Annotated in this window: 28 protein-coding genes and 1 tRNA gene; 20 read left to right on the top strand and 9 right to left on the bottom strand. The window is 66.3% G+C overall.

The features are described from left to right. The first annotated feature begins 14 nt into the window (after positions 1–14). A complete protein-coding gene (locus BLS74_RS11230) occupies positions 15–2,417 on the top strand; it encodes a DUF3772 domain-containing protein (protein ID WP_093105781.1) in 2,403 nt (800 codons plus the stop codon). Positions 2,418–2,430: 13 nt separating this feature from the next. On the opposite strand, the gene BLS74_RS11225 is transcribed toward BLS74_RS11230, so the two are convergent. After that, positions 2,431–2,709, bottom strand: coding sequence for a hypothetical protein (locus tag BLS74_RS11225; RefSeq protein ID WP_093105779.1), 279 nt, complete (start codon positions 2,707–2,709; stop codon positions 2,431–2,433). Between the two features lie 83 nt (positions 2,710–2,792). Between BLS74_RS11225 and hemA the strand changes: the two genes are divergently transcribed. The 7 genes from hemA (at position 2,793) to BLS74_RS11190 (ending at position 9,424) form a co-directional block, all read left to right on the top strand. Then, positions 2,793–4,064, top strand: coding sequence for a glutamyl-tRNA reductase (gene hemA / locus BLS74_RS11220; RefSeq protein WP_093105776.1), 1,272 nt, complete (start codon positions 2,793–2,795; stop codon positions 4,062–4,064). A 95-nt stretch (positions 4,065–4,159) separates the two neighbouring features. Next, positions 4,160–5,248, top strand: a complete 1,089-nt coding sequence (gene prfA / locus BLS74_RS11215) for a peptide chain release factor 1 (protein ID WP_093105775.1) — start codon at positions 4,160–4,162, stop codon at positions 5,246–5,248. Continuing rightward, positions 5,248–6,099 carry a peptide chain release factor N(5)-glutamine methyltransferase gene (gene prmC / locus BLS74_RS11210; protein ID WP_093105772.1) on the top strand — a complete coding sequence of 284 codons (852 nt, stop codon included), beginning with the start codon at positions 5,248–5,250 and terminating at the stop codon, positions 6,097–6,099. The genes prfA and prmC overlap by 1 nt, the downstream gene beginning before the upstream one ends. Before the next feature lie 29 nt (positions 6,100–6,128). Continuing rightward, positions 6,129–6,455, top strand: coding sequence for a Grx4 family monothiol glutaredoxin (gene grxD / locus BLS74_RS11205; RefSeq protein WP_093105770.1), 327 nt, complete (start codon positions 6,129–6,131; stop codon positions 6,453–6,455). A gap of 19 nt (positions 6,456–6,474) precedes the next feature. Beyond that, positions 6,475–6,963, top strand: coding sequence for a cupin domain-containing protein (locus BLS74_RS11200; RefSeq protein WP_093105767.1), 489 nt, complete (start codon positions 6,475–6,477; stop codon positions 6,961–6,963). 112 nt (positions 6,964–7,075) lie between these two features. After that, on the top strand, positions 7,076–8,062 hold the full coding sequence (locus BLS74_RS11195; RefSeq protein WP_093105765.1) for an AAA family ATPase: 987 nt from the start codon (positions 7,076–7,078) through the stop codon (positions 8,060–8,062). Positions 8,063–8,113: 51 nt separating this feature from the next. Then, positions 8,114–9,424 (top strand): polyamine export protein PaeA, encoded by a 1,311-nt coding sequence (locus tag BLS74_RS11190; RefSeq protein ID WP_093105762.1) that lies wholly within the window; start codon positions 8,114–8,116, stop codon positions 9,422–9,424. Here BLS74_RS11190 and BLS74_RS11185 read toward each other — a convergent pair. Next, a complete protein-coding gene (locus tag BLS74_RS11185) occupies positions 9,416–10,060 on the bottom strand; it encodes a lytic transglycosylase domain-containing protein (protein WP_093105760.1) in 645 nt (214 codons plus the stop codon). The genes BLS74_RS11190 and BLS74_RS11185 overlap by 9 nt on opposite strands. Beyond that, positions 10,057–11,802, bottom strand: coding sequence for a proline--tRNA ligase (locus BLS74_RS11180; RefSeq protein WP_093105757.1), 1,746 nt, complete (start codon positions 11,800–11,802; stop codon positions 10,057–10,059). Before BLS74_RS11180 ends, BLS74_RS11185 begins: the two co-directional genes overlap by 4 nt. Before the next feature lie 126 nt (positions 11,803–11,928). On the opposite strand from BLS74_RS11180, the gene BLS74_RS11175 reads away from it, so the two are divergent. Both BLS74_RS11175 and BLS74_RS11170 read left to right on the top strand, forming a co-directional pair. Next, complete coding sequence (locus BLS74_RS11175) at positions 11,929–12,579, top strand: RNA pyrophosphohydrolase (protein WP_093105755.1); 651 nt, start codon at positions 11,929–11,931, stop codon at positions 12,577–12,579. Continuing rightward, positions 12,476–13,120 carry a CNP1-like family protein gene (locus BLS74_RS11170; RefSeq protein ID WP_348272422.1) on the top strand — a complete coding sequence of 215 codons (645 nt, stop codon included), beginning with the start codon at positions 12,476–12,478 and terminating at the stop codon, positions 13,118–13,120. The genes BLS74_RS11175 and BLS74_RS11170 overlap by 104 nt, the downstream gene beginning before the upstream one ends. 4 nt (positions 13,121–13,124) lie before the next feature. Here the strand turns inward: BLS74_RS11170 and proB are convergent, their stop codons facing one another. The 4 genes from proB to rplU form a co-directional block, all read right to left on the bottom strand. Further along, positions 13,125–14,276 (bottom strand): glutamate 5-kinase, encoded by a 1,152-nt coding sequence (gene proB / locus BLS74_RS11165; protein ID WP_093105750.1) that lies wholly within the window; start codon positions 14,274–14,276, stop codon positions 13,125–13,127. Between the two features lies 1 nt (position 14,277). Next, a complete protein-coding gene (gene cgtA / locus BLS74_RS11160; RefSeq protein ID WP_093105747.1) occupies positions 14,278–15,330 on the bottom strand; it encodes an Obg family GTPase CgtA in 1,053 nt (350 codons plus the stop codon). Positions 15,331–15,398: 68 nt separating this feature from the next. Continuing rightward, on the bottom strand, positions 15,399–15,656 hold the full coding sequence (gene rpmA, locus BLS74_RS11155) for a 50S ribosomal protein L27 (protein WP_093105745.1): 258 nt from the start codon (positions 15,654–15,656) through the stop codon (positions 15,399–15,401). A gap of 12 nt (positions 15,657–15,668) precedes the next feature. After that, positions 15,669–15,980, bottom strand: a complete 312-nt coding sequence (gene rplU, locus BLS74_RS11150; RefSeq protein ID WP_093105742.1) for a 50S ribosomal protein L21 — start codon at positions 15,978–15,980, stop codon at positions 15,669–15,671. 186 nt (positions 15,981–16,166) lie between these two features. Between rplU and BLS74_RS11145 the strand changes: the two genes are divergently transcribed. The 10 genes from BLS74_RS11145 to BLS74_RS11100 all read left to right on the top strand — a co-directional run bounded on the left by BLS74_RS11145 (position 16,167) and on the right by BLS74_RS11100 (position 25,473). After that, positions 16,167–17,159: a polyprenyl synthetase family protein gene (locus BLS74_RS11145; RefSeq protein WP_093105740.1), complete on the top strand. Its 993-nt coding sequence runs from the start codon at positions 16,167–16,169 to the stop codon at positions 17,157–17,159. A gap of 49 nt (positions 17,160–17,208) precedes the next feature. Next, positions 17,209–17,285, top strand: a tRNA-Pro gene (locus tag BLS74_RS11140). Between the two features lie 118 nt (positions 17,286–17,403). Further along, entirely contained in the window at positions 17,404–19,140 is a 1,737-nt protein-coding gene (gene pilB / locus BLS74_RS11135) for a type IV-A pilus assembly ATPase PilB (protein WP_093105737.1), read from the top strand. Positions 19,141–19,160: 20 nt separating this feature from the next. Beyond that, a complete protein-coding gene (locus tag BLS74_RS11130) occupies positions 19,161–20,387 on the top strand; it encodes a type II secretion system F family protein (RefSeq protein WP_093105735.1) in 1,227 nt (408 codons plus the stop codon). Continuing rightward, complete coding sequence (locus tag BLS74_RS11125; RefSeq protein WP_093105732.1) at positions 20,387–21,229, top strand: prepilin peptidase; 843 nt, start codon at positions 20,387–20,389, stop codon at positions 21,227–21,229. Before BLS74_RS11130 ends, BLS74_RS11125 begins: the two co-directional genes overlap by 1 nt. Before the next feature lie 20 nt (positions 21,230–21,249). Further along, on the top strand, positions 21,250–21,849 hold the full coding sequence (coaE, locus tag BLS74_RS11120; RefSeq protein WP_093105731.1) for a dephospho-CoA kinase: 600 nt from the start codon (positions 21,250–21,252) through the stop codon (positions 21,847–21,849). An 83-nt stretch (positions 21,850–21,932) separates the two neighbouring features. Continuing rightward, positions 21,933–23,423 carry an MBOAT family O-acyltransferase gene (locus BLS74_RS11115; protein ID WP_093105728.1) on the top strand — a complete coding sequence of 497 codons (1,491 nt, stop codon included), beginning with the start codon at positions 21,933–21,935 and terminating at the stop codon, positions 23,421–23,423. Position 23,424: 1 nt separating this feature from the next. Beyond that, on the top strand, positions 23,425–24,435 hold the full coding sequence (locus tag BLS74_RS11110) for an alginate O-acetyltransferase AlgX-related protein (RefSeq protein WP_093105726.1): 1,011 nt from the start codon (positions 23,425–23,427) through the stop codon (positions 24,433–24,435). A gap of 76 nt (positions 24,436–24,511) precedes the next feature. Continuing rightward, complete coding sequence (gene zapD / locus BLS74_RS11105; RefSeq protein WP_093105723.1) at positions 24,512–25,264, top strand: cell division protein ZapD; 753 nt, start codon at positions 24,512–24,514, stop codon at positions 25,262–25,264. After that, on the top strand, positions 25,261–25,473 hold the full coding sequence (locus tag BLS74_RS11100; RefSeq protein ID WP_170855575.1) for a DNA gyrase inhibitor YacG: 213 nt from the start codon (positions 25,261–25,263) through the stop codon (positions 25,471–25,473). Before zapD ends, BLS74_RS11100 begins: the two co-directional genes overlap by 4 nt. Here BLS74_RS11100 and mutT read toward each other — a convergent pair. Further along, positions 25,467–25,886 (bottom strand): 8-oxo-dGTP diphosphatase MutT, encoded by a 420-nt coding sequence (gene mutT / locus BLS74_RS11095; RefSeq protein WP_093105718.1) that lies wholly within the window; start codon positions 25,884–25,886, stop codon positions 25,467–25,469. The two genes, BLS74_RS11100 and mutT, sit on opposite strands and share 7 nt — an antisense overlap. An 8-nt stretch (positions 25,887–25,894) precedes the next feature. Beyond that, a complete protein-coding gene (locus tag BLS74_RS11090; RefSeq protein WP_093105716.1) occupies positions 25,895–26,764 on the bottom strand; it encodes an ATP-binding protein in 870 nt (289 codons plus the stop codon). Positions 26,765–26,883 lie beyond the last annotated feature (119 nt).

The raw sequence follows: 26,883 nt of genomic DNA, 5'->3' as shown, positions 1-26,883 counted from the left end.
TCTATGATGAAGCCATGAGTTGGATGCACCGCCTCGCGGCCCTGCTGCTGGCCGCCGTCCTCTGCGGCGGCGCCTTTGCACAGAGCACCGCCGCCCCGCCGGAAGCCACGGTGGCCGATCTGCGGGCCCAGCTCGACCGCATTCCCGACTCCGTCGAGAGCAACGCCGAGGTGCGCGAGCTCATCGCCCGCATCAACGCCATCGGTGTCCAGGCCGACAAGTTCATCGCCTCGCGCACCGGGCAGCTCAACGACCTCAACGCGCGCCTGGGCGAGCTGGGCAACCCGCCGGCCGAAGGCGCCGCGGCCGAAGATCCCGACATCACGCGCCAGCGCGCGGCGCTGCTGAAGGATCGCAACGCGCTCGACGCCGACATCCGCCTGGCGCGCCTGGTCACGGTCGATGCGCAGCAGCGCGGCAGCGAGCTGCTGGCCAAGCGCCGCGCGCTGTTCGAGGCCCAGCTCACCGAGCGCGCGCCCTCGCCGCTCGGCCGCCAGTTCTGGTTCGACATCAGCGACGCCTGGCCTGCCGACGTGGAACGCCTGGCCACGCTCGGCGACGAGCTCCGAGCCAGCTTCGACACCGCGCGGGAGCCGGCGCACCGAACGGCAGCGCTGGCGAGCATGACCGTGGCGCTGCTGCTCGTGCTGCTGGGCAACTGGGCCGCCGAGCGCGGGCTGGCGCAACTGGCGGCGCGCGTGCTGCCGGCCGGGCGGCTGCGCCGCTCGCTGCTGGTGCTCGCGATCGTGGCCGTCAACGTGCTGCTGGTGGCGCTGGCGGCGCAGGGCGTGTTCGCCACGCTCGACCGCCACGGCATATGGGGACCGCAGATCCGCAAGCTGGCCCAGGCGGTGGTGCAGTCCATCATCTTCATCGCCTTCGTGGTCGGCCTGGGCCGCGCGCTGCTGTCCAACGGCCGGCCTTCGTGGCGGCTGCCGCCGATCCCCGACGAGATGGCCCGGCGCCTGGCGCCCTTCCCCTGGCTCACCGCGCTGATCGCCGTGCTGGTCTGGGCACCGACCCAGATCAATGCGGTGGTGGACGCCAGCTTCGCGGCGGTGGTCGCGACGCACGTGGTCACCGCGCTGGCACTGACCGCGCTGATCGGCACGATGCTCTGGCGCCTGCGCGAGCCGCAGGCTGCGCCCGCGGCCGCCCCCACGACGGAGGCGGCCCAGCCGCCGCCCGCCGAGCCCGAACGACCGATGTGGATCAGCTTCCTGCTGAGCGCCGTGGCGCTAGCGGTGATCGTGATCTGGACCCTGGTGGCGGTCGGCTACGTCGCGATGGCGAGTTTCCTCGCCAGCCAGCTCACCTGGACCGGCATCGTCGCATCGGCCTTCTACGTGCTGTTCAAGTTCGCCGACGACCTGTTCATGGCGCTGGTGTCTTCGCGCAGCGACTTCGGCCAGAAGCTGCAGAAGAGCTTCGGCTTCGCGCCGCGCACGCTGGACCAGGCGGCCGTGGTGCTCTCGGGCCTCAGCCGCGTCGCATTGTTCTTCTACATGGTGATCGCGCTGGCCACGCCGCTGGGCACCAGCCCGGGCGAGGTGTTCCAGCGCAGCGGCAAGTTCGGCACCGGCGTGAAGATCGGCGAGTTCGAGCTCGTCCCGGGCGCGATCTTCAGCGCGGTCGCAGTGCTGGCCGTCGGCTTCGTCGCGCTGCGCGTGATCAAGAAGTGGCTGGAGGCGCACTACCTGCCGCAAACCGCGCTCGAGCCCGGCATGCAGAGCTCGATCACGACGCTGCTCGGCTATGTGGGCGGCATCCTGGTGGTCGCCTTCGCGCTGTCGGCGCTGGGCATCGGCATCGAACGCATCGCCTGGGTGGCGAGCGCGCTGTCGGTCGGCATCGGCTTCGGGCTGCAGGCGATCGTCCAGAATTTCATCTCCGGGTTGATTCTGCTGGCCGAGCGCCCGGTCAAGGTCGGCGACTGGGTGGTGCTGGGCAATGCCGAAGGAGATGTGCGGCGCATCAACGTGCGCGCCACCGAAATCCAGCTGGGCGACCGCTCCACGCTGATCGTGCCGAACTCGGAGTTCATCACCAAGACCGTGCGCAACATGACGCTGGCCAACGCCGAGGGCCGCGTGCTGATCCGCCTGCCGATGCCGCTCAACACCGACGCCCAGCGCACGCGCGAGCTGATGCTGGCGGCCTGCGCCGATCATGCCGGCGTGCTGCCCTCGCCCGCGCCCACGGTCACGCTCGAAGGCATCGAGAACGGCATGCTGATCTTCCAGGCGATCGCCTACGTGCAGAGCCCGCGCCTCGCCGGCGGGGTACGCAGCGACCTGCTCTTCGCCATTCTCGACCTGCTCAAGGAGGCCGGGCTGCCGCTGGCGGTGCCCACCATGGTGATGTCGCCGACAGAGCCGCCGGCGCCGCCCGCGCCGACGCCGCCCTTGCCGGTTTGAGCCAAAGGCCGGTTCAGCCGCGCCAGCCGCGCAGGAGCCACCACTGGACAGTGCCGCAGACCGCCACCAGCGCGGCATAGGTCGCGATCTGCCCGTCACGGCCGAAGAAGATCAGGCCGGCGATCAGCACGGCCAGACCGGCAGCGAAGTTGACGGCAAGCTGCGTCCACAGCCCGGTCGCGGCGCTGCGCTTGTGCATGGCAAGCCGAAACAGCAACGCGAGCAGGAGCGCGACGAAGAAGGCCGGCGCCGCGAAGTTGAGCAGGTGAATCAGGAAATCGAGCGCGGACATGGAAGACAAAGGCGCCGCGGGTTTTGGGGGCCATCCGCAAATGCGGCGACCCATGGCGGCGGCGGATTTTATAATCAGCCGTTATGACAGTCTGGGCTCTCGGCTTGAACCACACGACCGCGCCGCTCGACCTGCGCGGTCGGTTCGCGTTCGCGATCGACCAGATAGCCCCCACGCTGCAGAGCCTGCGGCATTCCTTCGGCTCCCACCGGCATCCCGACGTGGAGGCCGCCATCATCTCGACCTGCAACCGCACCGAGATCTACTGCGCCGCCGAGCACCCGGCGCTCGACCACACGGTCGAATGGCTGGCCGAGAGCGGCGGCGTCGCCCCGGCCCTGCTGCGCTCGCATGCCTACACGCTGCACGACGACCAGGCTGCCCGCCACGCCTTCCGCGTCGCTGCCGGCCTCGATTCGATGGTGCTGGGCGAGGCCCAGATCCTCGGCCAGATGAAGGACGCCGTGCGCGCCGCCGAGACGGCCGGCTCGCTGGGCAGCACGTTGAACCAGCTGTTCCAGCGCTCCTTCGCCGTCGCCAAGGAAGTGCGCACCGCCACCGAGATCGGCGCCCACTCGATCAGCATGGCGGCCGCGGCCGTCCGGCTGGCCGCGCAGCTGTTCGAGGATCTGAAGCAGACGCGCGTGCTGTTCGTGGGCGCCGGCGAAATGATCGACTTGGCGGTGACGCATTTCGCGGCCAAGGAGCCGAAATCCATCGTCATCGCCAACCGCACGCTGGAGCGCGGCGAAAAGCTGGCCTCGCGCTTCGGCGGCGAAGCCATGCGGCTGGCCGATCTGCCCGCGCGCCTGGCCGAATTCGACATCGTCGTGAGCTGCACCGCGAGCACCTTGCCGCTGATCGGGCTCGGCGCGGTCGAACGCGCGCTGAAGCTGCGCAAGCACCGCCCGATGTTCATGGTCGACCTCGCGGTGCCGCGCGACATCGAGCCCGAGGTCAAGGCGCTCGAAGACATCTATCTCTACACGGTCGACGACCTGGCGCAGGTCGTGCAGCAAGGCCACGCCAGCCGCCAGGCCGCGGTGGCGGAGGCCGAAGTCATCATCGACGCCGGCGTGCGCAGCTTCATGCACTGGCTGGATCAGCGCGGCACCGTGCCGCTGATCCAGCAGCTCAATGCCCAGACGGACGAATGGCGCGCCATGGAACTGGCCCGCGCGCGCAAGCTGCTGGCCAAGGGCGAGCCGGTCGAGGCCGTGCTGGAGGCGCTGTCGCGCGGCCTCACGCAAAAGATGCTGCACGGCGCGATGGCCGAGCTGCATGCCGGCGACGCCAGCGCCCGCGAGCACACGGCGCAGGCCATTTCGCGGCTGTTCCTGCGCAAAGAGCGTTAGCGACGCCGGCCGTGCCCGGTTGCGCACGCCGCAACCCACGCCCCGTCGCCGTGCGCATCGCGCGGCTTGTTCTTCCCGCTTTCCGCCCGCCTCCCTTGAAACCCTTTCTCCGCCACCAACTCGAGCGCTACGCGCAACGCCTGGGCGAACTCGACTTCCTGCTCTCGCGCGAAGACATCATGTCCGACATGACGCAGTACCGGACCATCTCGCGCGAGCACGCCGAGGTGACGCAGATCGCGGGCCGCTACGCGCGCTACCTGCAGCGCGAGTCGGACCTGGCTGGCGCGCGCGAGATGCAGGACGAACCCGACATGGCCGAGATGGCGCAGGAGGAGATCGCGAGCGCGGAAGCCGAGCTGCGGCAGCTCGAGGACGAACTCCAGCGCCTGCTGCTTCCCAAGGACCCTGACGACGCGCGCAACGCCTTCCTCGAAATCCGCGCCGGCACCGGCGGCGACGAGTCGGCGCTGTTCGCCGGCGACCTGCTGCGCATGTACACGCGCTACGCCGAGCGCACCGGCTGGCGCTGCGAGATCGTGAGCGAAAGCGAGAGCGAGCTCGGCGGCTACAAGGAGGTGGTGGTGCGCATCGCGGGCGACGAGGTCTTCGGCAAGCTGCGCTTCGAGTCCGGCGGTCATCGCGTGCAGCGCGTGCCGGCCACCGAGACCCAAGGCCGCATCCACACCAGCGCCTGCACGGTCGCCGTGCTGGCCGAGCCCGACGAAACGCAGGCCGTGCAGATCAACCCCGCCGACCTGCGCATCGACACCTACCGCGCCAGCGGCGCCGGCGGCCAGCACATCAACAAGACCGATTCAGCGGTGCGCATCACGCACATCCCCACCGGCATCGTCGCCGAGTGCCAGGACGACCGCAGCCAGCATCGCAACAAGGCCAAGGCGCTACAGGTGCTGTCGGCCCGCATCCAGGAAAAAGACCGCAGCGAGCGCGCGGCCAAGGACGCCGCGCTGCGCAAGGGCCTGATCGGCAGCGGCGACCGCTCCGACCGCATCCGCACCTACAACTTCCCGCAGGGCCGGCTCACCGACCACCGCATCAACCTCACGCTCTACAAGCTGCAGGCGATCATGGAAGGCGACCTGGGTGACGTGCTGGCGGCGCTGCAGTCGGCGCGCGAGGCCGAACAGCTGGCGGAGCTGGAAGCGAGCCTGCCCGCGTGATGCCGCCGGTTCCGAATTCGCCCTCCACCGCGGCAGAGATGCTCGCCGCGGCCGCGGCGCTGGGCGTGGAGCGGCTCGATGCCCAGCTGCTGCTGCTGCATGTGCTGGGCCGGCCCTTGGACGACCGTGCCTGGCTGCTGGCGCACGACACGGATGCGCTGCCGGAAAGCGCCTGGCTGCGCTTCGCCGAACTCTGTGCCCGCCGCGCGGCCGGCGAACCGGTCGCCTACCTGGTCGGCGAGAAGGAGTTCCACGGGCTCGGCCTGCAGGTCGACGCGCGCGTCCTGGTGCCGCGGCCGGACACCGAAACCCTGGTCGACTGGGCACTGCAATGCCTGGAAGGCCGCGCAGCGCCGTCGGTGATCGACCTCGGCACGGGCAGCGGCGCGATCGCGCTGGCCATCCGGCACGCCCGCCCCGATGCGCAGGTCACGGCGGTCGACGCCAGCGCGGATGCCCTGGCCGTTGCCCGCGCCAACGCGCAGCGGCTCGGCTTGGCCGTCCGCTTCGTCGAAGCCGACTGGCTGGACGGCGCCGGCACCAGCTACGACCTGGTGGTTTCGAACCCGCCCTACGTCGCGGCCGACGATGCCCATCTGGCCGCCCTGCGCCACGAACCGCGGGGCGCCCTGGTTTCGGGGCCGGACGGTCTAGCCGACATCCGCCGCATCGTCCAGGCGGCGCCCGAGCACCTGCGGGACGGCGGCTGGCTGCTGCTAGAGCACGGCTACGACCAGGCCGCCCCGGTCCGGGAACTGCTGGCAGTCCGCGGTTTCGCCGAAGTCCAAAGCCGCGACGACTTGGCAGGCATCGCGCGCTGCTCCGGCGGGATCTGGCGCACGGTGAAATAATCCGCCCAGCTAATTTTCAGGAGCCCCCCATGTCCGAAGCCCAGCAACGCATCGACGACCTCGTCAAGACCAACGAGCTCGTGCTCTTCATGAAGGGCAACGCCAGTTTTCCCATGTGCGGCTTCTCCGGCCGCGCGATCCAGATTCTCAAGGCCGTGGGCGTCGACACGCGCACGCTCAAGACCGTCAACGTGCTCGAGGACGACGCCATTCGCCAGGGCATCAAGGAATACAGCAACTGGCCGACGATTCCGCAGCTGTACGTGAAGGGTGAATTCGTCGGCGGCTCGGACATCCTGATGGAGATGTACGAGTCGGGCGAACTGCAGCAGATGCTCAACGGCAGCCCGGCCTGAGCTTTTTCTCGGCCGGTCCATGAGCCACGATCACGCCGATCACGGTGACGCCGCCTGGAAGCACGACGGCGTACGCGTGATTCCAGGCAACCAGCTCGATACCAATACGGCCCAGACGCCCGGCATGAACCGGGCCGCGGCGATCAACTTCGCGCGCGTCGGCGCCCAGAAGCTCTGGGCCGGCACGGTGACCATCCATGCCAATGCGAAGACCGGCGCCCACCACCACGGGCACCTCGAATCCGTGATCTACGTCGTGCGCGGGCGCGCGCGCATGCGCTGGGGGGTCCACCTCGAATTCACGGCCGAGGCCGGGCCGGGCGATTTCATCTACGTGCCGCCCTACGTGCCGCATCAGGAAATCAACGCCAGCACGACCGAGGCGCTCGAATGCGTGCTCTGCCGCAGCGATGGCGAGGCGGTGGCGGTCAATCTCGACATCGAACCGGTCGAGAAGCCCGAGTCGGTGCTGTGGGTCGACCCGACACACCCGCACGGTGGCGTCTGAAGTCCCGGCCACAAAACCCCAAAAGCGAGAAAACATAGACACGCACGGACATCGGGCACGGCTTATGCTGTACCCGAGTGTTCGAAGTCGGAGGTGTCCCATGGATTCCCGCATGTCCCGCGATCTGGTTCCCGCGTCCTTCCAGCTGCCGGTGGCCCACCTGCGCAGCGTCTTCCGCACGCACGACGTCGAGCGCAAACTCGCCAAGCTCCCCGAGCGCGACCACGAACACCTGCGCACCACCTACGAGCGCATGCTCGAACGCGGTCCCGAACGCTTCCAGGTCAAGCCCAGCGGCGTCCCCGAGATGGCTGCGCTCTACGCCCAGTTGCCCAACTTCACCGAAGTGCTCGACGACGTGCGCCGCCATGTCGCGCTGGCCCAGGACAGCCGCGACGGGCTCGAAGTCACGCCGATGCTGCTGCTCGGCCCGCCCGGCATCGGCAAGACCCACTTCGCGAAGAAGCTGGCCGAACTGCTGGGCACCGGCATGTCGCTGGTGCCGATGAACTCGATGACCGCCGGCTGGCTGCTCTCCGGCGCATCGTCCCAATGGAAGGGTTCCAAGCCGGGCAAGGTGTTCGAGACGCTGGTCGACGGGCAGTACGCCAACCCGGTGATGGTGATCGACGAGATCGACAAGGCCGGCGCCGACGCCCAGTACGACCCGCTGGGCGCGCTCTACAACCTGCTCGAGCACGACACCGCCCATGCCTTCGTCGACGAGTTCGCCGAAGTGCCGATCGATGCCAGCCAGGTGATCTGGATCACGACGGCGAACGACTTGCGCGGCATCCCCGAGCCCATCCTCAACCGCATGAACGTGTTCGAGGTCGATGCGCCCTCGCCCGAGGCGGCGCGGCAGATCGCGCGCCAGCTCTATGCCTCGATCCGCAAGGAGCACGACTGGGGCCGGCTCCTGGCCGAAGAGCCTTCCGGCGACGTGCTCGACCACCTGGCGACGCTCGCGCCGCGCGAGATGCGCCGCGCGCTGATGACCGGTTTCGGCAACGCCCGGCTGGCCGGCCGCGACGAGGTGCGCATCGACGACCTGCCGCGTGCGAGCGCCGGGCGCAGCCGGATCGGCTTCGTCCAGTAAGTCCTGCGGTCATGGCACCATGGCGGTCCTCGTCGACCGATCCATGATTCTGTGACCCTGACCCAAAGCCTGCTCGTCATCGTCGCCCTGATTGCGACGAGCGCTTTCTTTTCCCTGGCCGAGATCGCGCTGGCCGCCTCGCGCCGCCTGCGCCTGCGCCAGATGGCCGACGAGGGCGACGCACGTGCCGACCGCGTGATGCGCATGCAGGAGCAGCCCGGCCCCTACTTCACGGTGGTGCAGATCGGACTCAATGCGGTCGCGATCCTCGGCGGCGTGGTCGGCGAAGGTTCGCTGAGTCCCTACTACGCACGGCTGTTCGAGCTGTGGCTCGGATCCGAGGCCGCGCAGACCATGGCCTTCCTGGCCTCCTTCATCACGATCATCGCGGTATTCCTGGTGTTCGCCGACCTGTTTCCCAAGCGGCTGGGCATGAACGATCCGGAGCGGCTCGCGGTGCGCATGGTCGGGCCGATGCAGGTGCTCATCACCACCTTCAAGCCGCTGGTCTGGCTGTTCACGCACTGCACCGACCTGCTCTTCAAGCTGCTGCGCATGCCGATGCAGCGCGACGACAAGATCACCTCGGCCGACATCCTCGCCATGACCGAGGCCGGTGCGCGCGCCGGCGTGCTCGCGGTGCGCGAGCAGCAGGTGATCGCCAACGTGTTCGAGCTCGACACGCGGCTGGTCAGCAGCGTGATGACCTCGCGCGACCGCATCGCCTGGTTCCTGAAAGACGATTCCGAGGCAGTGCTGCGCGCACGCATCGTGGCGGAGCCCTTTTCGGCCTATCCGGTGTGCGAGGGCGACATCGACCACGTGCTGGGCTACGTCGACGCGAAGGACATGTTTCAGCGCGTACTGAGCGGCCAGCCGCTCTCCTTCGGCCAGGGGCTGCCGCTGCACAAGGCGCTGGTCATCCCCGACCGGCTCTCGCTCACCGAGGTGCTCGAGCAGTTCCAGCAGGCGCACGAGGACTTCGCGATCATCGTCAACGAATACAGCCTGGTGGTCGGCGTGATCACGCTCAACGATGTGATGAGCACGGTGATGGGCGACCTGGTCGGGCCGCAGGACGAAGAGCAGCAGATCGTCAGGCGCGACGAGAACTCCTGGCTGATCGACGGCGTGACGCCGATCCAGGACGTGCAGCGCGCGCTCGATATCGATGCGCTGCCGCACGCCGACGAGTACGAAACGCTGGCCGGCTTCCTGATGGTGATGCTGCGCCGCGTGCCCAAGCGTACCGACAGCGTGAGCTGGAGCGGCTACACCTTCGAGGTGATGGACGTGGACAGCCACCGCATCGACCAGGTGATGGTCACCCGCGCCGGCTCAGGCGCTGCGGCCTCAGGCTGAAGCCGAGTCCGAACGCCGGTCGTCGAAGGCCCAGAGCCGCTGGTTGGCGAACACCGCATTCGGGTACGGCGCCCTGCCCCGGCTGCCGTTGTAGCGGCCCAGCGTCATGAACAGGTCGCCGGCCTCGCGGTCGAGGTAGTGGCGCAGGATCACGCAGCCGAAGCGCAGGTTGGTCTGCATGTGGAACAGCTTGGCCGGGTCGCTGTCGCCGATCACGCGCGTCCAGAAGGGCATCACCTGCATGTAGCCGCGCGCACCGGCGCTCGAAACCGCGTACTTGCGGAAATTGCTCTCGACCTGGACCAGGCCCAGCACCAGGCTGACGTCGAGGCCGGCGCGGCGCGATTCGTACCAGACCGTCTGGAGGAATTCCTTGCGCGTCGGCCAGTCGACGAGTTTCTTCTTGAGGCGTTCGCTCATGGCGCCGAGCCAGCGCAGGTAGGCGAGCCGCGCCTCGGTGTTGCTGAACTCGGGGATCGGCGGCGCCTTGTTGTGAATGGCCGAGCTCAGCGCGGTGCGCACCGAATCGATCAAGGGCTCTTCGATCTGCGCGCCCGCCAGCGCCGGCTGCGGCAGCACCAGCGACAGGGTTGCGGCGGCGGCGCCGCTCAGGTACGCGCGGCGCGACAAGCTCATATCGCGAGCTTGCCTTTGATGAACTCCGCGATGCCGGCCGCCGGCACCTTGGTCGCGGCCGTGTCGCGGCGATGCTGGTATTCGAGCTGGCCTTCCTTCAGGCCGCGGTCGGAAATGACGACGCGGTGCGGCACGCCGATCAGTTCCCAGTCGGCAAACATCGCGCCGGGGCGCTCGCCGCGGTCGTCGAGCAATACGTCGACGCCGGCTGCGAGCAGTTCCTCGTAGAGCGCTTCGGCAGCCGTCTTGACCTCGGCGCTGCGGTCCATGCCGATCGGGCAGACCACCACGGTGAAAGGGGCGATGGCATCGGGCCAGATGATCCCGCGCTCGTCGTTGTTCTGCTCGATGGCCGCCGCGGGCAGCCGCGTGATGCCGATGCCGTAGCAGCCCATCTCGAGGAACTGCGGCTTGCCGGCCTCGTCGAGGAAGGTGGCGTTCATCGGCTTGCTGTACTTGGTGCCGAGCACGAACACGTGGCCGACCTCGATGCCGCGCTCGATCGCCAGCACGCCCTTGCCGTCGGGCGAGGCGTCGCCGGCGACCACGTTGCGGATGTCGGCCACCGCGTCGGGCTCGGGCAGGTCGCGGCCCCAATTGACGCCGGTCATGTGAAAGTCGACTTCGTTGGCGCCGGTGATCCAGTCGGCCATCACCGCCACTTCGCGGTCGGCGACGATCTTCACCGGCTGCTTCAGCGCGAGCGGCCCGAGGTAGCCGGGCTTGCAGCCGAAGTGATCCTCGATCTCGGCATTCGTCGCGAAGCGGAAGCCGTTGTCCAGGCCCGGCACCTTGCTCACCTTGATCTCGTTCATGTCGTGATCGCCGCGCACCAGCAGCAGCCAGACCTGGGAACCCTTGGGATTGCCGGCAGCATCGACGATGTCGGTCGCGAGCACCAGCGACTTCACCGTGGTCGAAAGCGGTACGCCCAGCAGCAGCGCCACATCCTCGCAGGTGCTCTTGCCCGGCGTGGGCGTCTTGGCGAGCGGCTCGGTCGCCGGACCGCGCGGCACGGCGGGCGCGAGCGCCTCGGCCTTCTCCATGTTGGCCGCGTAGTCGCTGTCGGGGCAATAGACGATCGCATCTTCCCCGGTCGCCGCAATGACCTGGAACTCCTGGCTCACGTCGCCGCCGATCGCGCCGCTGTCGGCCGCAACGGCACGGTAGCGCAGGCCGAAGCGGTCGAAGATCTTGCGGTAGGCGTCCGCCATCACCTGGTAGCTGGCCTTCGCGCCTTCGAGGTCGCGGTCGAAGCTGTAGGCGTCCTTCATGACGAACTCGCGCCCGCGCATCAGGCCGAAGCGCGGCCGGCGCTCGTCGCGGAACTTGGTCTGGATCTGGTAGAGGTTCTTCGGCAGCTGCTTGTAGCTGCGGATTTCCTGCCGCGCGATGTCGGTCACGACCTCTTCGCTGGTCGGCTGCACGACGAAGCCGCGCTCATGGCGGTCCTTGATACGCAGCAGCTCGGGCCCGTAGCCCTGGAAACGGCCGCTCTCCTCCCAGAGTTCTGCCGGCTGCACCACCGGCATTGCGAGCTCGACGGCACCGGCGCGGTTCATCTCCTCGCGCACGATCGCCTCGACCTTGCGGATCACGCGCAGGCCCATCGGCATGTAGGTGTAGATGCCCGTGCCGAGCTTCTTGATCATGCCGGCGCGCATCATGAGCCGGTGGCTCGCGACCTCGGCATCGGCCGGCGCTTCCTTGAGGGTGGAGATAAAGAATCGGGAAGCTTTCATCGGTCGCGAGAGAGGGTTCCAGGTACAGGGGCAAGGGGCGAGCCACGAGAGGGCCCGGAACCGGTCGCTTGCCGAGTGCAACCCGGCATGCATAATCGACTCAGTTCAAAAAATTGGGGTTTGATTATGCTCGACCGGGACGGCTTCAGGCCCAACGTCGGCATCATCTTGCTCAACCAGAGAAACCAGGTTTTCTGGGGCAAACGCATCCGCACCCATTCCTGGCAGTTCCCGCAAGGCGGCATCGATCGCGGCGAGAGTCCCGAACAGGCCATGTTCCGGGAACTGCACGAAGAGGTGGGTCTCCAGCCGGAGCATGTGCGCATCGTGGCCCGTACCCGCGACTGGTTGCGCTACGAGGTGCCGGATCGGTTCATCCGCCGTGACGCACGGGGCCACTACAAGGGCCAGAAGCAGATCTGGTACCTGCTGCAGCTGATCGGCCACGACTGGGATCTCAATCTTCGCGCCACCGACCATCCGGAGTTCGACGCCTGGCGCTGGCACGACTACTGGGTCCCGCTGGACGTGGTGGTCGAATTCAAGCGCGGCGTCTATGAAATGGCGCTGACCGAACTCGCACGCTACCTGCCTCGGCAGGATTTCCGCAACCGCTTCCTGCGCAGCAACGTGCGCGCTCGCGAATTCGAGCGCCACCCGCCCGCTGCAGGCCATGAACCCACCTTCGAACTGCCCCCCGGGGCGAGTTTCGACCCGAATCCCAATGCCCCTCATCAAGCGCCCGACCCAACCGATCCTCTCCATGTGCCGCGCTAGGCACGTTCTTGCCTTCACCTTCGCATGCGTGCTCACCGCATGCGGCTCGGGTCCGAGAGACACCGACAATCCGGACTGGGCACAAGCCGGCATGCCGCCGCCGCCAAAGGTGACAGCTCAGGCTGACGAGTGGAAGGAAGGCGAAGTGCCGCCACCCCCCGCTTTCGACGAAAAGCGGCTGCTCCCGATCGAGATGCCGCCCTACCTGAGCCTCAAGTACGGCGTCGATCCGGCCACCATCACCCTGGGCGGCGACGGCATGGTGCGCTACGTGGTCGTGGCCAGCAACAAGGCTGGGGGGGCCACCAATGCCTTCTACGAAGGCGTGCGCTGTGCGTCCGAGGAGGTGAAGCAGTACGCCCGCTACAACCAGGGCGCCTGGCACCACGTGCCCAAACCGGAATGGAAGCGCATCGACGATCGCAACTCGCGTTATGCCAAGGAGCTGTCTGCGCAGGCCCTGTGCCGCGGCCACGCGCCGCGTGCCTCTGTGAGGGAGATGGTTCAGCAGATCAAGAACCCGCTGCGCGAGCTCCCCTGAGGCCTCAGCGGCTGTCGGGCATCAGCACCATGTTATCGCGGTGCACCATCTCCGGCTCCGCCACGTAGCCCAGCAGCCGCTCGAACTCGATTGAGGGCTTGCGGCACAACAGCCTGGCTTCGGCGCTCGAGTAGTTGGCCAGCCCGCGCGCCAGTTCGATGCCCTGCGCGTCCCGCACGGCGATGACGTCGCCGCGCGAGAACTCGCCCTCGACGCTGGTCATGCCGATCGGCAGCAGGCTCTTGCCCTCGCCCCGCACCTTGGCGGCGGCACCGGCGTCCACCGTGACCGCGCCGCGCAACTGCAGGTGGTCGGCCATCCAGCGCTTGCGCGCCTGGTGCTTGGCGGTCTGCGCCAGCAGCAGCGTGCCGATCGGTTCGCCGTGCGCAAGGCGCAGCAATGCGTCGTGCTCGCGGCCCCATGCGATCACTGTCGAGGCACCGGAACCTGCGGCGCGCTTGGCCGCCAGGATCTTCGTGATCATGCCGCCGCGGCCGATGCTGCTGCCGGCGCCGCCGGCCATGGCTTCGAGCGCTGGATCGCCCGCGGCCGCCTCGTGCACGAAGCGCGCGTCGGGATTCTTGCGCGGATCGGCGGTGTAGAGGCCCTTCTGGTCGGTCAGGATCACCAGCGCGTCGGCTTCCACCAGGTTGGCGACCAGCGCGCCCAGCGTATCGTTGTCGCCGAACTTGATCTCGTCGTTGACCACCGTGTCGTTCTCGTTGATGACCGGCACCACGCCGAGCGCGAGCAGGGTCACCAGCGTCGAGCGCGCATTCAGGTAGCGCTCGCGGTCGGCCAGGTCGGCGTGTGTCAGCAGCACCTGTGCACTGCCCATGCCGTTCTCGCGCAGCTTGGTCTCGTAGATCTGCGCCAAGCCCATCTGCCCGACCGCCGCGGCGGCCTGCAGTTCGTGGATCTCGTGCGGGCGCGTGCGCCAGCCGAGCCGCTTCATGCCTTCGGCGATGGCACCGCTGGACACCATCACGACCTCGCGGCCGTCGCGCACCAGCGTCGCGAGCTGCCGGCACCATTCACCGATGGCGTTTTCATCCAGGCCCCGGCCCTCGTTGGTGACAAGGCTGGAGCCCACCTTGACGACGATGCGGCGCGCGTCGCGCAGGGCGGTGGAACCGGTGGTCGAGCTTGAAGTCATGTCAGGCAAAACGCGGATCGATCTCTGTCGGCGGTTGCTCGGCGACCTGTTGCGCCTTGACGTGCTGGTAGATCGCCTGCACCAAGGGCTCGCAGCCTTCGCGCGTGAGCGCGGAGATCTCGAATACCGGACCCTTGAAGCGCAGCCGCTTGACGAAGTCCTTCACACGCGCGGCGCGCTCGTCGTCCTGCACCATGTCGAGCTTGTTCAGCACCAGCCAGCGCGGCTTTTCGTACAAGGCTGCATCGTATTTCTTGAGCTCACCGACGATCGCCTTGGCCTGCGCGACCGGATCGGCGTCGTCGAAGGGCGCGATGTCGACCACGTGCAGCAGCAGCCGGGTGCGCTGCAGGTGGCGCAGGAACAGATGGCCGAGGCCGGCGCCTTCGGAGGCACCCTCGATCAGGCCCGGGAGATCGGCGACGACGAAACTCTGCTCCGGACCGACGCGCACCACGCCGAGGTTCGGATGCAGCGTGGTGAAGGGGTAGTCGGCGATGCGCGGGCGCGCATTGGAAATCGCACTGATGAGGGTGGACTTGCCGGCGTTTGGCATGCCCAGCAGGCCCACGTCGGCCAGCACCTTCAGTTCGAGCTTGAGGCTCTTCTTCTCGCCGGGCCAGCCGGGTGTCTTCTGGCGCGGTGCGCGGTTGATGGCGCTCTTGAAGCGCATGTTGCCGAAACCGCCATCGCCGCCCTTGGCGATAGTGATCACCTCGCCCGGCGTCAGCAGCTCGTACAGCACCTCGCCAGTTTCGGCGTCGGTGATGATGGTGCCGACCGGCATCTTGAGCGTGATGTCGTCGCCGGCGGCACCGAACATGTCCGAGCCCATGCCGTGCTGCCCGCGCTTGGCATCGTGGCGGCGCGAAAAGCGGAAATCCACCAGGGTGTTCAGGCTCGGATCGGCCACGGCGAACACATGGCCGCCGCGCCCGCCGTCGCCGCCGTTCGGGCCGCCGAACTCCTTGTACTTCTCATGCCGGAACGACACGCAGCCGTTGCCGCCATCGCCGGCGGCGATGTCGATGAAGGCTTCGTCCACGAACTTCATGAGATGTCCAGTTTACAAATGAAGAAGCCCCGGCAAAGCGGGGCTTCGAGCAGATCGAAGTGACTGGCTTACGCCGGGGTCACGTTGACCGTGTGCTTGTTGAGCGCGCCCTTGGTGCCGAAGGACACATGGCCGTCGACCAGGGCGAACAGCGTGTGGTCCTTGCCCACGCCGACGTTGACGCCGGGGTGGAACTGGGTGCCGCGCTGGCGCACGATGATCGAACCGGCGCTGATCAGTTCGCCGCCGAAAGCCTTCACGCCGAGCATCTTGGGCTTGGAATCGCGCCCGTTTCGCGTTGAGCCGCCGCCTTTTTTCTGTGCCATGGTGTTCGCTCCTTAGCCGGCGATCGCACCGATTTGCAGCTCTGTGAACTGCTGGCGATGGCCTTGACGTTTCTGATAGTGCTTGCGACGGCGCATCTTGAAGATGCGAACCTTGTCGTGCTTGCCGTGCGACAGCACAGTGGCTGTCACAGATGCGCCGGACACCAGGGGCGTACCGACCTTGATTGCGCTGCCGTCGCCGACTGCGAGCACTTGGTCGATCACGATTTCCTGGCCTACGTCCGCAGCAATCTGTTCTACTTTAATTTTCTCGCCGGAAGCAACGCGATACTGCTTGCCACCGGTTTTTATGACCGCGTACATGTGGACCTCTTGGAATAAGATGGTTCTACGGCGAATTCCGCAGAGCCCAAGATTCTAGCACGGAGGGCACCTGCCGGCATAGAGCCGCGCCGCGCCGCATTGTCCGGGCACCCGGCTCCCTATAATCTGCGCCTTCCGGCCCTGCGCCATCGTCGTCCCTCACGCAGCGCACAAAGCGCCCCTGCCTTGTCAGTCCCCCCCGCCGACACCTCCCCCGCTGCCGCCGTACTCAGCCTGATTGCAGAGGACATGGCAGGGGTCGATCTCGTGATCGCCCGCCGCCTCGATACCGGCGTCCCGCTGGTGCGCCAAGTCTCCAAGTACATCATCTCGGCCGGCGGCAAGAGGCTGCGCCCCGCGCTGCTGCTGCTCATGGCCGGCGCTTTGGGCTATCGCGGAGAACAGCGCTTCAACCTGGCCGCCGTGGTGGAATTCATCCACACCGCGACCTTGCTGCACGACGACGTCGTCGACGAATCCACGCTCCGGCGCGGCCGCCCGACGGCCAACGAGTCCTTCGGCAATCCGGCCAGCGTGCTGGTCGGCGACTTCCTCTACTCTCGCGCATTCCAGATGATGTTGGATGCCAACAACGTCCGGGTCATGGAAATCCTGGCCGAGGCGACCAACGTGATCGCCGAGGGGGAGGTGCTGCAGCTCATGAACATGCACGACGCCTCGCTCGATGAGGAGGCTTACCTTCGGGTGATCCGCTCGAAGACGGCCAAGCTGTTCGAAGCCAGCACCCGGCTCGCCGCGGTATTGGCGGGCGCGACGCCGGAGGTGGAAGCAGCATGTGCCGCCTATGGACAGGCGCTGGGCACCGCCTTCCAGGTGATCGACGACGTGCTCGACTACGCAGGCGATGCGAACGAGACCGGCAAGAACGTCGGCGACGACTTGCGCGAAGGCAAGACGACGCTGCCGCTGATTCTGGCCATGCAGCGCGGCACCCCGGCACAGCGCGAACTCATTCGCGCCGCCATCGAGGCGGGCGATACGGCGCAACTGCCGCAGATCGTCGCCATCGTGCGAGAGACGGGTGCGTTGGACGCTACGCGGGCAGCCGCAGCGGCCGAAGCGCAACGCGCGATGGATGCGCTTGCCGGCTTTCCCGCGAATTCGCACTCCGCCGGTTTGCTACAATTGGCGGCTCAGTTGCTTGAGCGACGCGCCTAGACACCTCACGACAGTGGGCACCCGGGACGAATCTTTTTCTTGCAACCATCGGGGTGTAGCTTAGCCTGGTAGAGCGCTACGTTCGGGACGTAGAGGCCGGAGGTTCGAATCCTCTCACCCCGACCAGCCTTTTCGGCTGTAAATGCAAAATGCTCCGCAGTGTGTTGCTGCGAAGCGATTTACAGCCCTTGGGGGATCAGCGATGATCGTGAAGCAATTTTTCACGTCTTGTTACATTCGTTGAATGGCCGCTGCTGAACCCCTCATCAAAGAAAGCTCGTCGATCGCCCTGCCGGGACTCGCGCGGGCCTTGATATCGGCCGGCAAGCTTCCGGCAAAAGCAGCCGAAGACATCTATCAAAAGTCGCTCAGCGGGCGCACCAGCTTCATCGCGGAGCTGACCGGCACGGGCGCCGTCTCGGCCGCCGACCTCGCGCACACCCTGTCGAGCGCCTTCGGTGCGCCGCTGCTGGACCTCGATGCGATCGACCCGCAGCGCCTTCCCAAGGACCTGCTCGACCCCAAGCTGTGCCAGGCCTATCGGGTCGTCGTCCTGAGCAAGCGCAACAATCGTCTCATTGTTGCAACAGCCGATCCTTCGGATCAGCAGGCAGCCGAAAAGATCAAGTTCGCGTCCCAGATGGGCGTGGACTGGGTCATCGCCGAGTACGACAAGCTCTCGCGCATGATCGAGGCGGCCGCAGTGAGCGCGTCCGAAACCATCGACAGCATCGTCGGTGCCGAGTTCGAATTCGACGAAGTTTCGGCGGATACCTCGAGCGACAACAACGACCCGGCGGTGGCCGAGGTCGAAGACGCGCCGGTCGTTCGCTTTCTGCACAAGATGCTGCTCGATGCATTCAGCATGCGCGCGTCGGACATTCATTTCGAGCCCTACGAGCATCAATACCGCGTGCGCTTCCGCGTCGACGGCGAACTGCGCGAAATCGCAAGTCCGCCCACGGTCATCAAGGACAAGCTGGCGTCGCGCATCAAGGTGATTTCGCGGCTGGACATCTCCGAAAAGCGGGTGCCGCAGGACGGCCGCATGAAGCTCAAGATCGGTCCCGACCGCGTGATCGATTTCCGCGTGAGCACCTTGCCCACCCTGTTCGGCGAAAAGATCGTGATCCGTATTCTCGATCCGAGCAGTGCACGCCTGGGCATCGACGCACTGGGTTACGACGCGGATGAAAAGGAACGCTTGCTCACTGCCATCGGGCGTCCCTACGGCATGGTGCTGGTCACGGGCCCGACCGGCTCCGGCAAGACGGTGTCGCTCTACACCTGCCTGAACCTGCTCAACAAGGCCGGCGTCAACATCGCCACGGCGGAAGATCCGTCGGAAATCAACCTGCCCGGCGTGAACCAGGTCAACGTCAACGAAAAGGCGGGGCTGACCTTCGCGACCGCGCTGCGCGCCTTCCTGCGCCAGGATCCGGACATCATCATGGTCGGCGAAATCCGCGACCTCGAAACCGCCGACATCTCGATCAAGGCTGCGCAGACGGGCCACCTGGTCTTGTCGACCCTGCACACCAACGACGCCCCCACGACACTCACGCGCATGCGCAACATGGGCATCGCGCCGTTCAACATCGCCTCGAGCGTCATCCTGATCACCGCGCAGCGGCTTGCGCGCCGCCTCTGCACGGTTTGCAAGGTGCCGGCCATGGATGTGCCGAAGGAGGCGCTGCTCGATGCCGGCTTCAAGGAAAGCGATGTGAACGGTACCTGGAAGCCCTATCGCCCGGTCGGCTGCTCGGCCTGCAACGGCGGATACAAGGGGCGCGTTGGCATCTACCAGGTGATGCCGATCTCCGAAGAGATCCAGAAGATCATTCTGCGCGATGGCAGCGCCCTCGATATCGCGAAGCAGTCCGAAGCCGAAGGCGTGCGCTCGCTACGTCAATCGGGACTGAAGAAGGTCATGCAGGGCCTGACCTCACTTGAAGAAGTGCTCGCGGTCACCAACGAATAGCATTGAGAAGCGGAGCTCGAATGGCAACGGCAGCAGCAGCATCAACCCGAACCCTCAAGGAATTCGTTTTCGAGTGGGAAGGCAAGGATCGCAACGGCAAGGCGGTACGCGGCGAGGTCCGCGCTGCCGGCGAAAACCAGGTCCAGGCGGCGCTGCGGCGCCAGGGCGTGCTCGCGACGAAGATCAAGAAGCGGCGCATGCGCTCCGGCAAGGCCATCAAGCCAAAGGACATCGCCATCTTCACGCGCCAGCTGGCGACGATGATGAAGGCCGGCGTTCCGCTGTTGCAGGCCTTCGACATCGTGGGCCGCGGCAACGCGAATCCGAGCGTGGCCAAGCTGCTCAACGACGTTCGCAGCGACGTGGAAACGGGTACCTCGCTGTCCGCCGCCTTCCGCAAGTTTCCCAAGTACTTCGACAACCTCTACTGCAACCTGGTCGAAGCCGGCGAAGCCGCAGGTATCCTGGAAGAACTGCTCGATCGCCTGGCCACCTACATGGAAAAGACCGAGGCGATCAAGTCGAAGATCAAGTCGGCGTTGATGTACCCAACTTCAGTGGTCGTCGTCGCGTTCGTCGTGGTGGCGATCATCATGATCTTCGTGATTCCGGCCTTCAAGCAGGTGTTCACCTCCTTCGGCGCCGACCTGCCGGCCCCGACGCTGTTCGTCATGGCCGTCAGCGAAATCTTCGTCGCCTACTGGTGGCTGATCTTCGGCGTGATCGGCGGCGGCCTCTACTTCTTCATGCAGGCCTGGAAGCGCAACGAGCGCGTTCAGCGGGTCATGGACCGGCTGCTGCTGCGCCTGCCGATCTTCGGCACGCTGATCGACAAGTCCTGCGTCGCGCGCTGGACCCGCACCTTGGCCACCATGTTTGCCGCCGGCGTGCCGCTGGTCGAGGCGCTCGACTCGGTCGGCGGCGCATCCGGCAATACGGTGTACGCCGACGCCACGGCCAAGATCCAGCAGGAGGTCTCGACCGGCACCAGCCTGACGTCGGCCATGACCAACGCCAACCTGTTCCCCTCCATGGTCCTGCAGATGACCGCGATCGGCGAGGAGTCCGGGTCGATCGACCACATGCTGGGCAAGGCCGCCGATTTCTACGAGTCGGAAGTCGACGACATGGTGGCCGGCCTCTCGAGCCTGATGGAGCCCATCATCATCGTGTTCCTCGGCGTGATCATCGGCGGCATCGTGGTCTCGATGTATCTGCCCATCTTCAAGCTCGGCCAGGTCGTCTGATGCTGGTTTCGCAGGGGGTGGACGCCGCATTGGCCGGCGTGCTGGGGTTGTTGATCGGCAGCTTCCTCAACGTCGTGATCTATCGCCTGCCGAAAATGCTGGAGCGCCAATGGGCCGCCGAATGCGCGAGCCTCAACGGCGCGGAACCCGCTGCTGCCGAGCCCTTCAATCTGATGGTGCCGCATTCGCGCTGCCAGCAGTGCGACCACGCGATCCGCTGGTACGAGAACGTGCCCGTCTTGAGCTACCTGTTTCTTCGCGGCAAGTGCTCGGCGTGCAAGACGCCGATCAGCCTGCGCTATCCGCTGGTCGAGCTGGCGACCGGCGCCCTGTTCGCCTGGTGCGTATGGCGCATGCCGGGCCAGTTCGGCGGCCTGGCCTGGTGCGGCTTCGCGGCCGCGCTGATCGCGCTCGCGCTGATCGACTGGGACACCACCCTCTTGCCCGACGACATCACGCTGCCCTTGCTTTGGGCCGGCCTGCTCGCTGCCCTCGCGGGTTTCACGGGCGTGAGCCTGACCAACGCCGTCTGGGGCGCCGTGGCGGGCTATGTCTCGCTGTGGGCGGTCTATTGGCTGTTCAAGCTGAGCACCGGCAAGGAGGGCATGGGTTACGGCGACTTCAAGCTGTTCGCCGCCTTCGGCGCATGGTTCGGATGGCAAGCACTGGTGCCCATCATCCTGATGGCATCGGTGATCGGTGTGATCGTCGGCATTGCACTCAAGCTCAACAGCGGATTGCGCGAAGGCGGCTACGTGCCCTTCGGCCCTTTCCTCGCGGGTGCGGGCTTCACGGCCATGCTCTTCGGCCCGGACGCGATCCTTCGCGTGGCCGGCCTCTGACAAGCAAAGGCGCGCGTGCCATGCGCATCGGACTGACCGGCGGCATCGGCAGCGGCAAGAGCACTGTCGCGTCCATACTGGTCAGCGCCGGCGCCACGCTGATCGACACCGACGCCATTGCACGTGCGATCGCCCAGCCTCATGGGGCCGCCATGCCCGCAATCGAAGCCGAATTCGGCCCCGCAGTCATCGCTGCGGATGGCGGTCTGGACCGGGCGCGCATGCGGGACCTGGTGTTTGCCGACACCGGCGCCAGGAAACGGCTCGAGGCAATCCTGCATCCCTTGATCGGCGCGGAGTGCGAACGCCAGGCGTCGGCCGCGGCCGGGCAGCTAGTCGTCTTCGATGTGCCGCTGTTGGTCGAATCGAAGCGTTGGCGCGCCCTGGTCGATCGCGTGCTGGTCGTCGACGCGACCGAAGAAACCCAGGTGCAGCGCGTGGTGGCGCGTTCGGGGTGGACGCCCGAAGCCGTTCGCGCCGTAATTGCTCAGCAGGCCGACCGCGCGCAGCGCCGCGCCGCAGCCGATGCGGTGATCTTCAACGAGAAAATGTCGCTGGCGGAACTCTCCGCCGACGTCCGAAATCTGTGGGAACGGTGGACCGGCGCAGGCACGCGATAATCCCGGGCTGACTGCCGCCACACGCGCGAAGCAACAACAAGGCGGCGCGCTCGAATGGGCCATGCGACGCAGCCCTCCCCAAGATGCTTTTCAATTCGTACGCATTCATCTTTCTCTATTTCCCGATAGTTCTTGTCGGGTTCTTCCTGATCGCAAAGCGCAACGCGCGTGCGGCCGCCGGCTTTCTTGCGCTCGCATCGCTGTTCTTCTATGGCTGGTGGAGCGTCATGGCCTTGCCGCTGCTGGTGGGCTCGATCTGCGTCAACTACTGGTTCGGACTGCGCCTCACGCCGAACCCGGGACGCGACGACCGTCAGCGCAAGCGCATGCTGATCGCTGCGCTCGTCGTCAACCTCGGGGTGCTGGCGGTCTTCAAGTACGCCAACTTCTTCGTCTCGAACGTGAACGAGGGGCTGGCTGCCGCAGGACTGGCGCCGATTGCGCTGCTCCATATCGCACTGCCGATCGGGATTTCGTTCTATACCTTCACGCAAATTGCCTTCCTGGTCGACTGCTGGCAGGGCAAGGTTCACGAGCGCAGCTTCATTCACTATGTGCTGTTCGTCACCTACTTCCCGCATCTGATCGCGGGTCCGGTGCTGCATCACGCGCAGATGATGCCGCAGTTCGCCAACCCGGCCATCTACCGGATCGATGCGAACAAGCTCGCGCTCGGCATTGCGATCTTTAGCTTCGGTCTCGCGAAGAAGCTGCTGATCGGCGACAAGATGGGACAGTACGCCGACCTGATGTTCAACGGCGTGCACAACGGCATCGCGCCCTCGCTTTACACGGCATGGTTCGGTGTGCTCGCCTACACGCTGCAGATCTACTTCGACTTCTCGGGCTATTCGGACATGGCGGTGGGGCTGTCCTTGTGCCTGGGCGTGCAGTTGCCGCTCAATTTCCGATCGCCCTACAAGTCGACCAACATCATCGAGTTCTGGCGGCGCTGGCACATTTCGCTGTCGACCTTCCTGCGCGACTACCTGTACGTGCCGCTGGGCGGCAACCGCAAGGGTGAGGCGCGCCGCTACCTCAATCTGTTTCTCACCATGCTGCTCGGCGGCCTCTGGCATGGCGCGGCGTGGACCTTCGTGATCTGGGGTGCGTTGCACGGCGCATTCCTGATGATCAACCACCTGTGGAACGCCAAGGTGCTGCGCAATGCCACACCGAGCCGCTTGAGGCGCGCGACCGGCTGGTTGCTGACCTTCCTGTGCGTGATGATCGCCTGGGTCGTGTTCCGCGCCGAGAGCGTCGCCACGGCGCTCGAAATCTACAAGGGCATGCTCGGCATGCACGGAACGCCGCCGAGCGCATTCGGCGAATTCGCGGTTCCGTATCGCAAGCCCGAGTTCTTCCAGACCTTGCTGCTCGGCCTGTTCATCTGCCTGGCATTGCCTCCCACGATCGCGTTGGAGCGCTGGGTGCCTGGTCCGATCGCGCTGGCGGGGCGTCCGCGCTCGATGCGGGCGGTCACGGCACTGATCGCCGCTTTCGTGGTCGTGCTGTTCGGCATGTGCGTGTCCCAACTGGGCGTCTACAGTCCCTTCCTTTATTTCCAGTTCTGACATGACCCCAGCGAAACTCTGGCTGCGGATCTTTTTCGCGGGCTTTGCGGTGATCGTGGCCCTGCTGCTGGTCACCCTGTTCACACCGGTTCCCTACGGCGACCTGTCGCGCATCGGGCGGGTATCCGATCACGAATTCGGATGGCGCAAACCGCCACCTCCTCTTCCGCTCGAGTCCATGCGCGGCGTCGCGATGGACCAGGCCGACATCCTCGTCATCGGCGACAGCTTCTCGATGACCCTCACATGGCAGAGCGTGCTGGTGAAGGCCGGCTACCGCGTCACGACGATCTACTGGGGACAACTTCCCTTCATCTGCAAGAATTTCAGCCAATGGGTCGAGGGCACCGGTTTCCGCGGCAAGCTGATCGTGATCGAGAGCATCGAGCGCCTGCTTGCCGAGCGCCTCGACGAAAGCGAGACCTGCAGCGCGATGTCGAAGAAGCCCCTGTCGGTCAAGAAGGAGCCCTTCGTGCCGCCCCTCACCCAGGTTCCGGGCTTCGAACTCAACACCAACGCCAAGCTGACCACCGGCCTGAACACCTATCGCAACACGAAACGCGCAATCGCATCGCCCGACATCCAGTTCGGCGAGCGCGCGCGGGTGCGCACCGTGCCCGACGGCTGCGCCTATTTCAGCCACAGGCTCTGCGACAAGGCGCTGTTTTTTCCCGATGACACCAAGGCGGCCGAATTGTCCGAGCGGACGGTCAGGCAGATGGAAGCGATCAACCAGGCGCACCCGTCGTTGCCGATCCTATGGATGGTGTTGCCCGACAAGACGACGACCTACGTGGAACCGAAGCACTCGGCCAGTTTCGTGGCCGCGCTCAACAAGACCAAACTCGGCCCCGACTTGTTCACCGCGGCGAGGGAGGCCCGCACGACCGTGCGCGATCTGTATTTCCCCAACGACACGCACCTGTCCATGCACGGTCAGCTGTGGGTCGGCGACCTGATGCTGACGCAGGTGCGCGAGTTCCTCTCTCCCGGTCGACACAACGCGCCGTAGGACGGATGCCAGTTCCCATCCGCTGCGGCGCGGCAGCGAGTCTTCGGGCTATCATCGTGCGACTGGAAGCCGACGCGTGATTCTGTACGAGTACCCCTTCAACGAGCGCATCCGGACCTACCTGCGGCTGGAGCACCTGTTTCGCCGTCTCGGCGAATTGGTGCCTGCCGATTCGGCGCTCTCCCACCACTACGCTCTCGTCACGATCTTCGAGGTCATGGACGTGGCGGCGCGCGCCGACCTCAAGGCCGACGTGATGCGGGACCTCGACAAGCACAAGAATGTCTTCAACAGCTATCGCGGCAATCCGGCCATCTCTGAAGCCGTGCTGGACCAGGTCGTCGGCAAGCTCGAAAGCAATTTCACGACCCTCAACACGGTGCCTGGCAAAGCCGGCCAGGCATTGACCGAGAACGAGTGGCTGATGAGCATCCGCAGCCGCGCTGGCATTCCCGGCGGCACCTGCGAATTCGACCTGCCGGCCTACTACGCCTGGCAGAACGGCAGGGCCTCCGATCGGCGTGCCGACCTGGAACGCTGGTCCTCCACGCTCGCGCCGCTGGCCGAATCGATCTACCTGCTGCTGAAGCTGTTGCGCGACGCCGATGTGCCTTACAAGGTCATGGCCGCGGGCGGCCAGTTCCAGCAGAACCTGCCCCAAGGCCGCAGCTTCCAGCTGCTGCGCCTGCGCATCGACCCGAAACTCGGACTCATTCCGGAGATCAGCGGCAATCGGCTCATGGTGTCGGTGCGGCTGATGCGGCAGGAGGCCGATCGCCTGCACCAGAGCGCGGACGACACGCCATTCGAGCTGACCCTCTGCGCATGATGACCAAGGTCAATGCAGCCGGCGAGCGCATCGTCCGGTGTCCGGCGTGCGGGAAAGACAGCGTCTACGCGCCCAGCAACCCGTACCGGCCCTTCTGCAGCGCGCGCTGCAAGGGCATCGACCTCGGCGCCTGGGCCAGCGAAGAATTCAGGATGCCGGCCGAGGCGCCGCCCGACGACGAGCCTTTCGGCGACCCGAAGCTTCAGTGACCGTCCGGCAGGCCGCGCTCTTCGGCCAGCCATCCGAGCACCGGCAGCGCGCCTGGCAGCACCGGCGTCACATCGAGCGGCAGCTGCTGCCAGCGCATGGACTGGCCTTCGCGCATTTCGAACTCGCCCCGCCACGCTCGGACCTTGCACCAGTGCAGGCGCACCAGCGCATGCGGGTAGTCGTGTTCGGTGGTCTTCCAGACTTCGGCGCCGGCGATCGTGATGCCGAGCTCCTCGTGCAGTTCGCGCCGGAGCGCTTCCTCCACCGTCTCGCCGGTCTCGATCTTGCCGCCCGGAAACTCCCAATAGCCCGCGTAAGGCTTGCCCTCGGGCCGCGTCGAAAGAAGCAGGGCGTCGTCTTCGCGGATCAGGATGCCGACCGCGACCTCGGTGTGTTTGCGCGTGTCCGTCATGGCCGCGTTCAGCTGCGGCCCGCGTAGTCGCGCGCGAACTGGTAGGCCACGCGGCCGCTGCGCGAACCCCGCTCGAGCGCCCACACCAGCGCCGCGGGGCGCGCCGCCTCGATCGCCTTCGCATCGACGCCGAAGGACGAGAGCCATTGCGCGACGATCGTCAGGTATTCGTTCTGGCTGAAGGGATAGAAGCTGACCCAGAGGCCGAAGCGCTCCGACAGCGAAGTCTTCTCCTCGATCACCTCGCCGGGATGCACCTCGCCGTCCTCGGTGTGGGTGTAGCTCAGGTTGTCCTTCATGTACTCGGGCAGCAGATGGCGCCGGTTGCTGGTCGCGTAGATCAGCACATTGGGTGTCGCCGCGGCGATCGACCCGTCGAGGATCGACTTGAGCGCCTTGTAACCCGGCTCGCCCTCGTCGAAACTCAGGTCGTCGCTGAACACGATGAACTTCTCGGGCCGCTGTGAAACCACCTCGACGATGTCCGGCAGGTCGGTCAGCTCCGCCTTGTCGACCTCGATGAGGCGCAAGCCCTGCGGCGCATAGGCCTGCAGGCAGGCACGGATCAGCGAGGACTTGCCGGTGCCACGGGCCCCGGTCAAGAGCACGTTGTTGGCCGGCTTGCCCTCGACGAACTGGCGCGTGTTGCGCTCGATCTTTTCCTTCTGGAGGTCGATTTCCTTCAAAGCGTCCAGCGACATGCCCGCCACATGGCGCACCGGCTCTAGCGTGCCGTGCCCCGAACTGCGACGGCGGTAGCGCCAGGCGATCGAGGCGTTCCAGTCGGCGGGCGCCGCCAGCGGCTGGGGAAGGATCGACTCGATGCGGCCGATCAGCTGTTCGGCGCGCTCGATCAGCCTTTCAAACTTCTCGTTCATATCGATTGGCTATGAAGCTTGTCTGTTCGGGGGGACACCGCGGAACCGGCCTTGCCGGGCCGCTGGTGTCGCCCCCCGCTGAGGGGGTTGGCGAAGCGACACGAAGTGCGCGAAGCCTG

It is taken from the genome of Variovorax sp. CF079 (assembly GCF_900101545.1).
GTDB lineage: Bacteria > Pseudomonadota > Gammaproteobacteria > Burkholderiales > Burkholderiaceae_C > Variovorax.
Note: the sequence above shows the minus strand (reverse complement) of the source record. Positions and strands in the feature narration are given on the sequence as shown.

Excerpts from the sequence above, each read along its gene's own strand:
- BLS74_RS11100 (WP_170855575.1), top strand. The coding sequence starts at position 25,261 with ATGATGACCAAGGTCAATGCAGCCGGCGAGCGCATCGTCCGGTGTCCG.
- BLS74_RS11180 (WP_093105757.1), bottom strand. The coding sequence starts at position 11,802 with ATGAAAGCTTCCCGATTCTTTATCTCCACCCTCAAGGAAGCGCCGGCC.
- BLS74_RS11125 (WP_093105732.1), top strand. The coding sequence starts at position 20,387 with ATGCTGGTTTCGCAGGGGGTGGACGCCGCATTGGCCGGCGTGCTGGGG.
- rpmA (WP_093105745.1), bottom strand. The coding sequence starts at position 15,656 with ATGGCACAGAAAAAAGGCGGCGGCTCAACGCGAAACGGGCGCGATTCC.
- BLS74_RS11230 (WP_093105781.1), top strand. The coding sequence starts at position 15 with ATGAGTTGGATGCACCGCCTCGCGGCCCTGCTGCTGGCCGCCGTCCTC.
- BLS74_RS11090 (WP_093105716.1), bottom strand. The coding sequence starts at position 26,764 with ATGAACGAGAAGTTTGAAAGGCTGATCGAGCGCGCCGAACAGCTGATC.
- BLS74_RS11110 (WP_093105726.1), top strand. The coding sequence starts at position 23,425 with ATGACCCCAGCGAAACTCTGGCTGCGGATCTTTTTCGCGGGCTTTGCG.
- pilB (WP_093105737.1), top strand. The coding sequence starts at position 17,404 with ATGGCCGCTGCTGAACCCCTCATCAAAGAAAGCTCGTCGATCGCCCTG.
- BLS74_RS11175 (WP_093105755.1), top strand. The coding sequence starts at position 11,929 with ATGCTCGACCGGGACGGCTTCAGGCCCAACGTCGGCATCATCTTGCTC.
- grxD (WP_093105770.1), top strand. The coding sequence starts at position 6,129 with ATGTCCGAAGCCCAGCAACGCATCGACGACCTCGTCAAGACCAACGAG.
- hemA (WP_093105776.1), top strand. The coding sequence starts at position 2,793 with ATGACAGTCTGGGCTCTCGGCTTGAACCACACGACCGCGCCGCTCGAC.
- BLS74_RS11130 (WP_093105735.1), top strand. The coding sequence starts at position 19,161 with ATGGCAACGGCAGCAGCAGCATCAACCCGAACCCTCAAGGAATTCGTT.
- proB (WP_093105750.1), bottom strand. The coding sequence starts at position 14,276 with ATGACTTCAAGCTCGACCACCGGTTCCACCGCCCTGCGCGACGCGCGC.
- BLS74_RS11170 (WP_348272422.1), top strand. The coding sequence starts at position 12,476 with ATGAACCCACCTTCGAACTGCCCCCCGGGGCGAGTTTCGACCCGAATC.
- prmC (WP_093105772.1), top strand. The coding sequence starts at position 5,248 with ATGCCGCCGGTTCCGAATTCGCCCTCCACCGCGGCAGAGATGCTCGCC.
- BLS74_RS11115 (WP_093105728.1), top strand. The coding sequence starts at position 21,933 with ATGCTTTTCAATTCGTACGCATTCATCTTTCTCTATTTCCCGATAGTT.
- BLS74_RS11200 (WP_093105767.1), top strand. The coding sequence starts at position 6,475 with ATGAGCCACGATCACGCCGATCACGGTGACGCCGCCTGGAAGCACGAC.
- BLS74_RS11185 (WP_093105760.1), bottom strand. The coding sequence starts at position 10,060 with ATGAGCTTGTCGCGCCGCGCGTACCTGAGCGGCGCCGCCGCCGCAACC.
- BLS74_RS11195 (WP_093105765.1), top strand. The coding sequence starts at position 7,076 with ATGTCCCGCGATCTGGTTCCCGCGTCCTTCCAGCTGCCGGTGGCCCAC.
- coaE (WP_093105731.1), top strand. The coding sequence starts at position 21,250 with ATGCGCATCGGACTGACCGGCGGCATCGGCAGCGGCAAGAGCACTGTC.
- rplU (WP_093105742.1), bottom strand. The coding sequence starts at position 15,980 with ATGTACGCGGTCATAAAAACCGGTGGCAAGCAGTATCGCGTTGCTTCC.
- mutT (WP_093105718.1), bottom strand. The coding sequence starts at position 25,886 with ATGACGGACACGCGCAAACACACCGAGGTCGCGGTCGGCATCCTGATC.
- cgtA (WP_093105747.1), bottom strand. The coding sequence starts at position 15,330 with ATGAAGTTCGTGGACGAAGCCTTCATCGACATCGCCGCCGGCGATGGC.
- BLS74_RS11225 (WP_093105779.1), bottom strand. The coding sequence starts at position 2,709 with ATGTCCGCGCTCGATTTCCTGATTCACCTGCTCAACTTCGCGGCGCCG.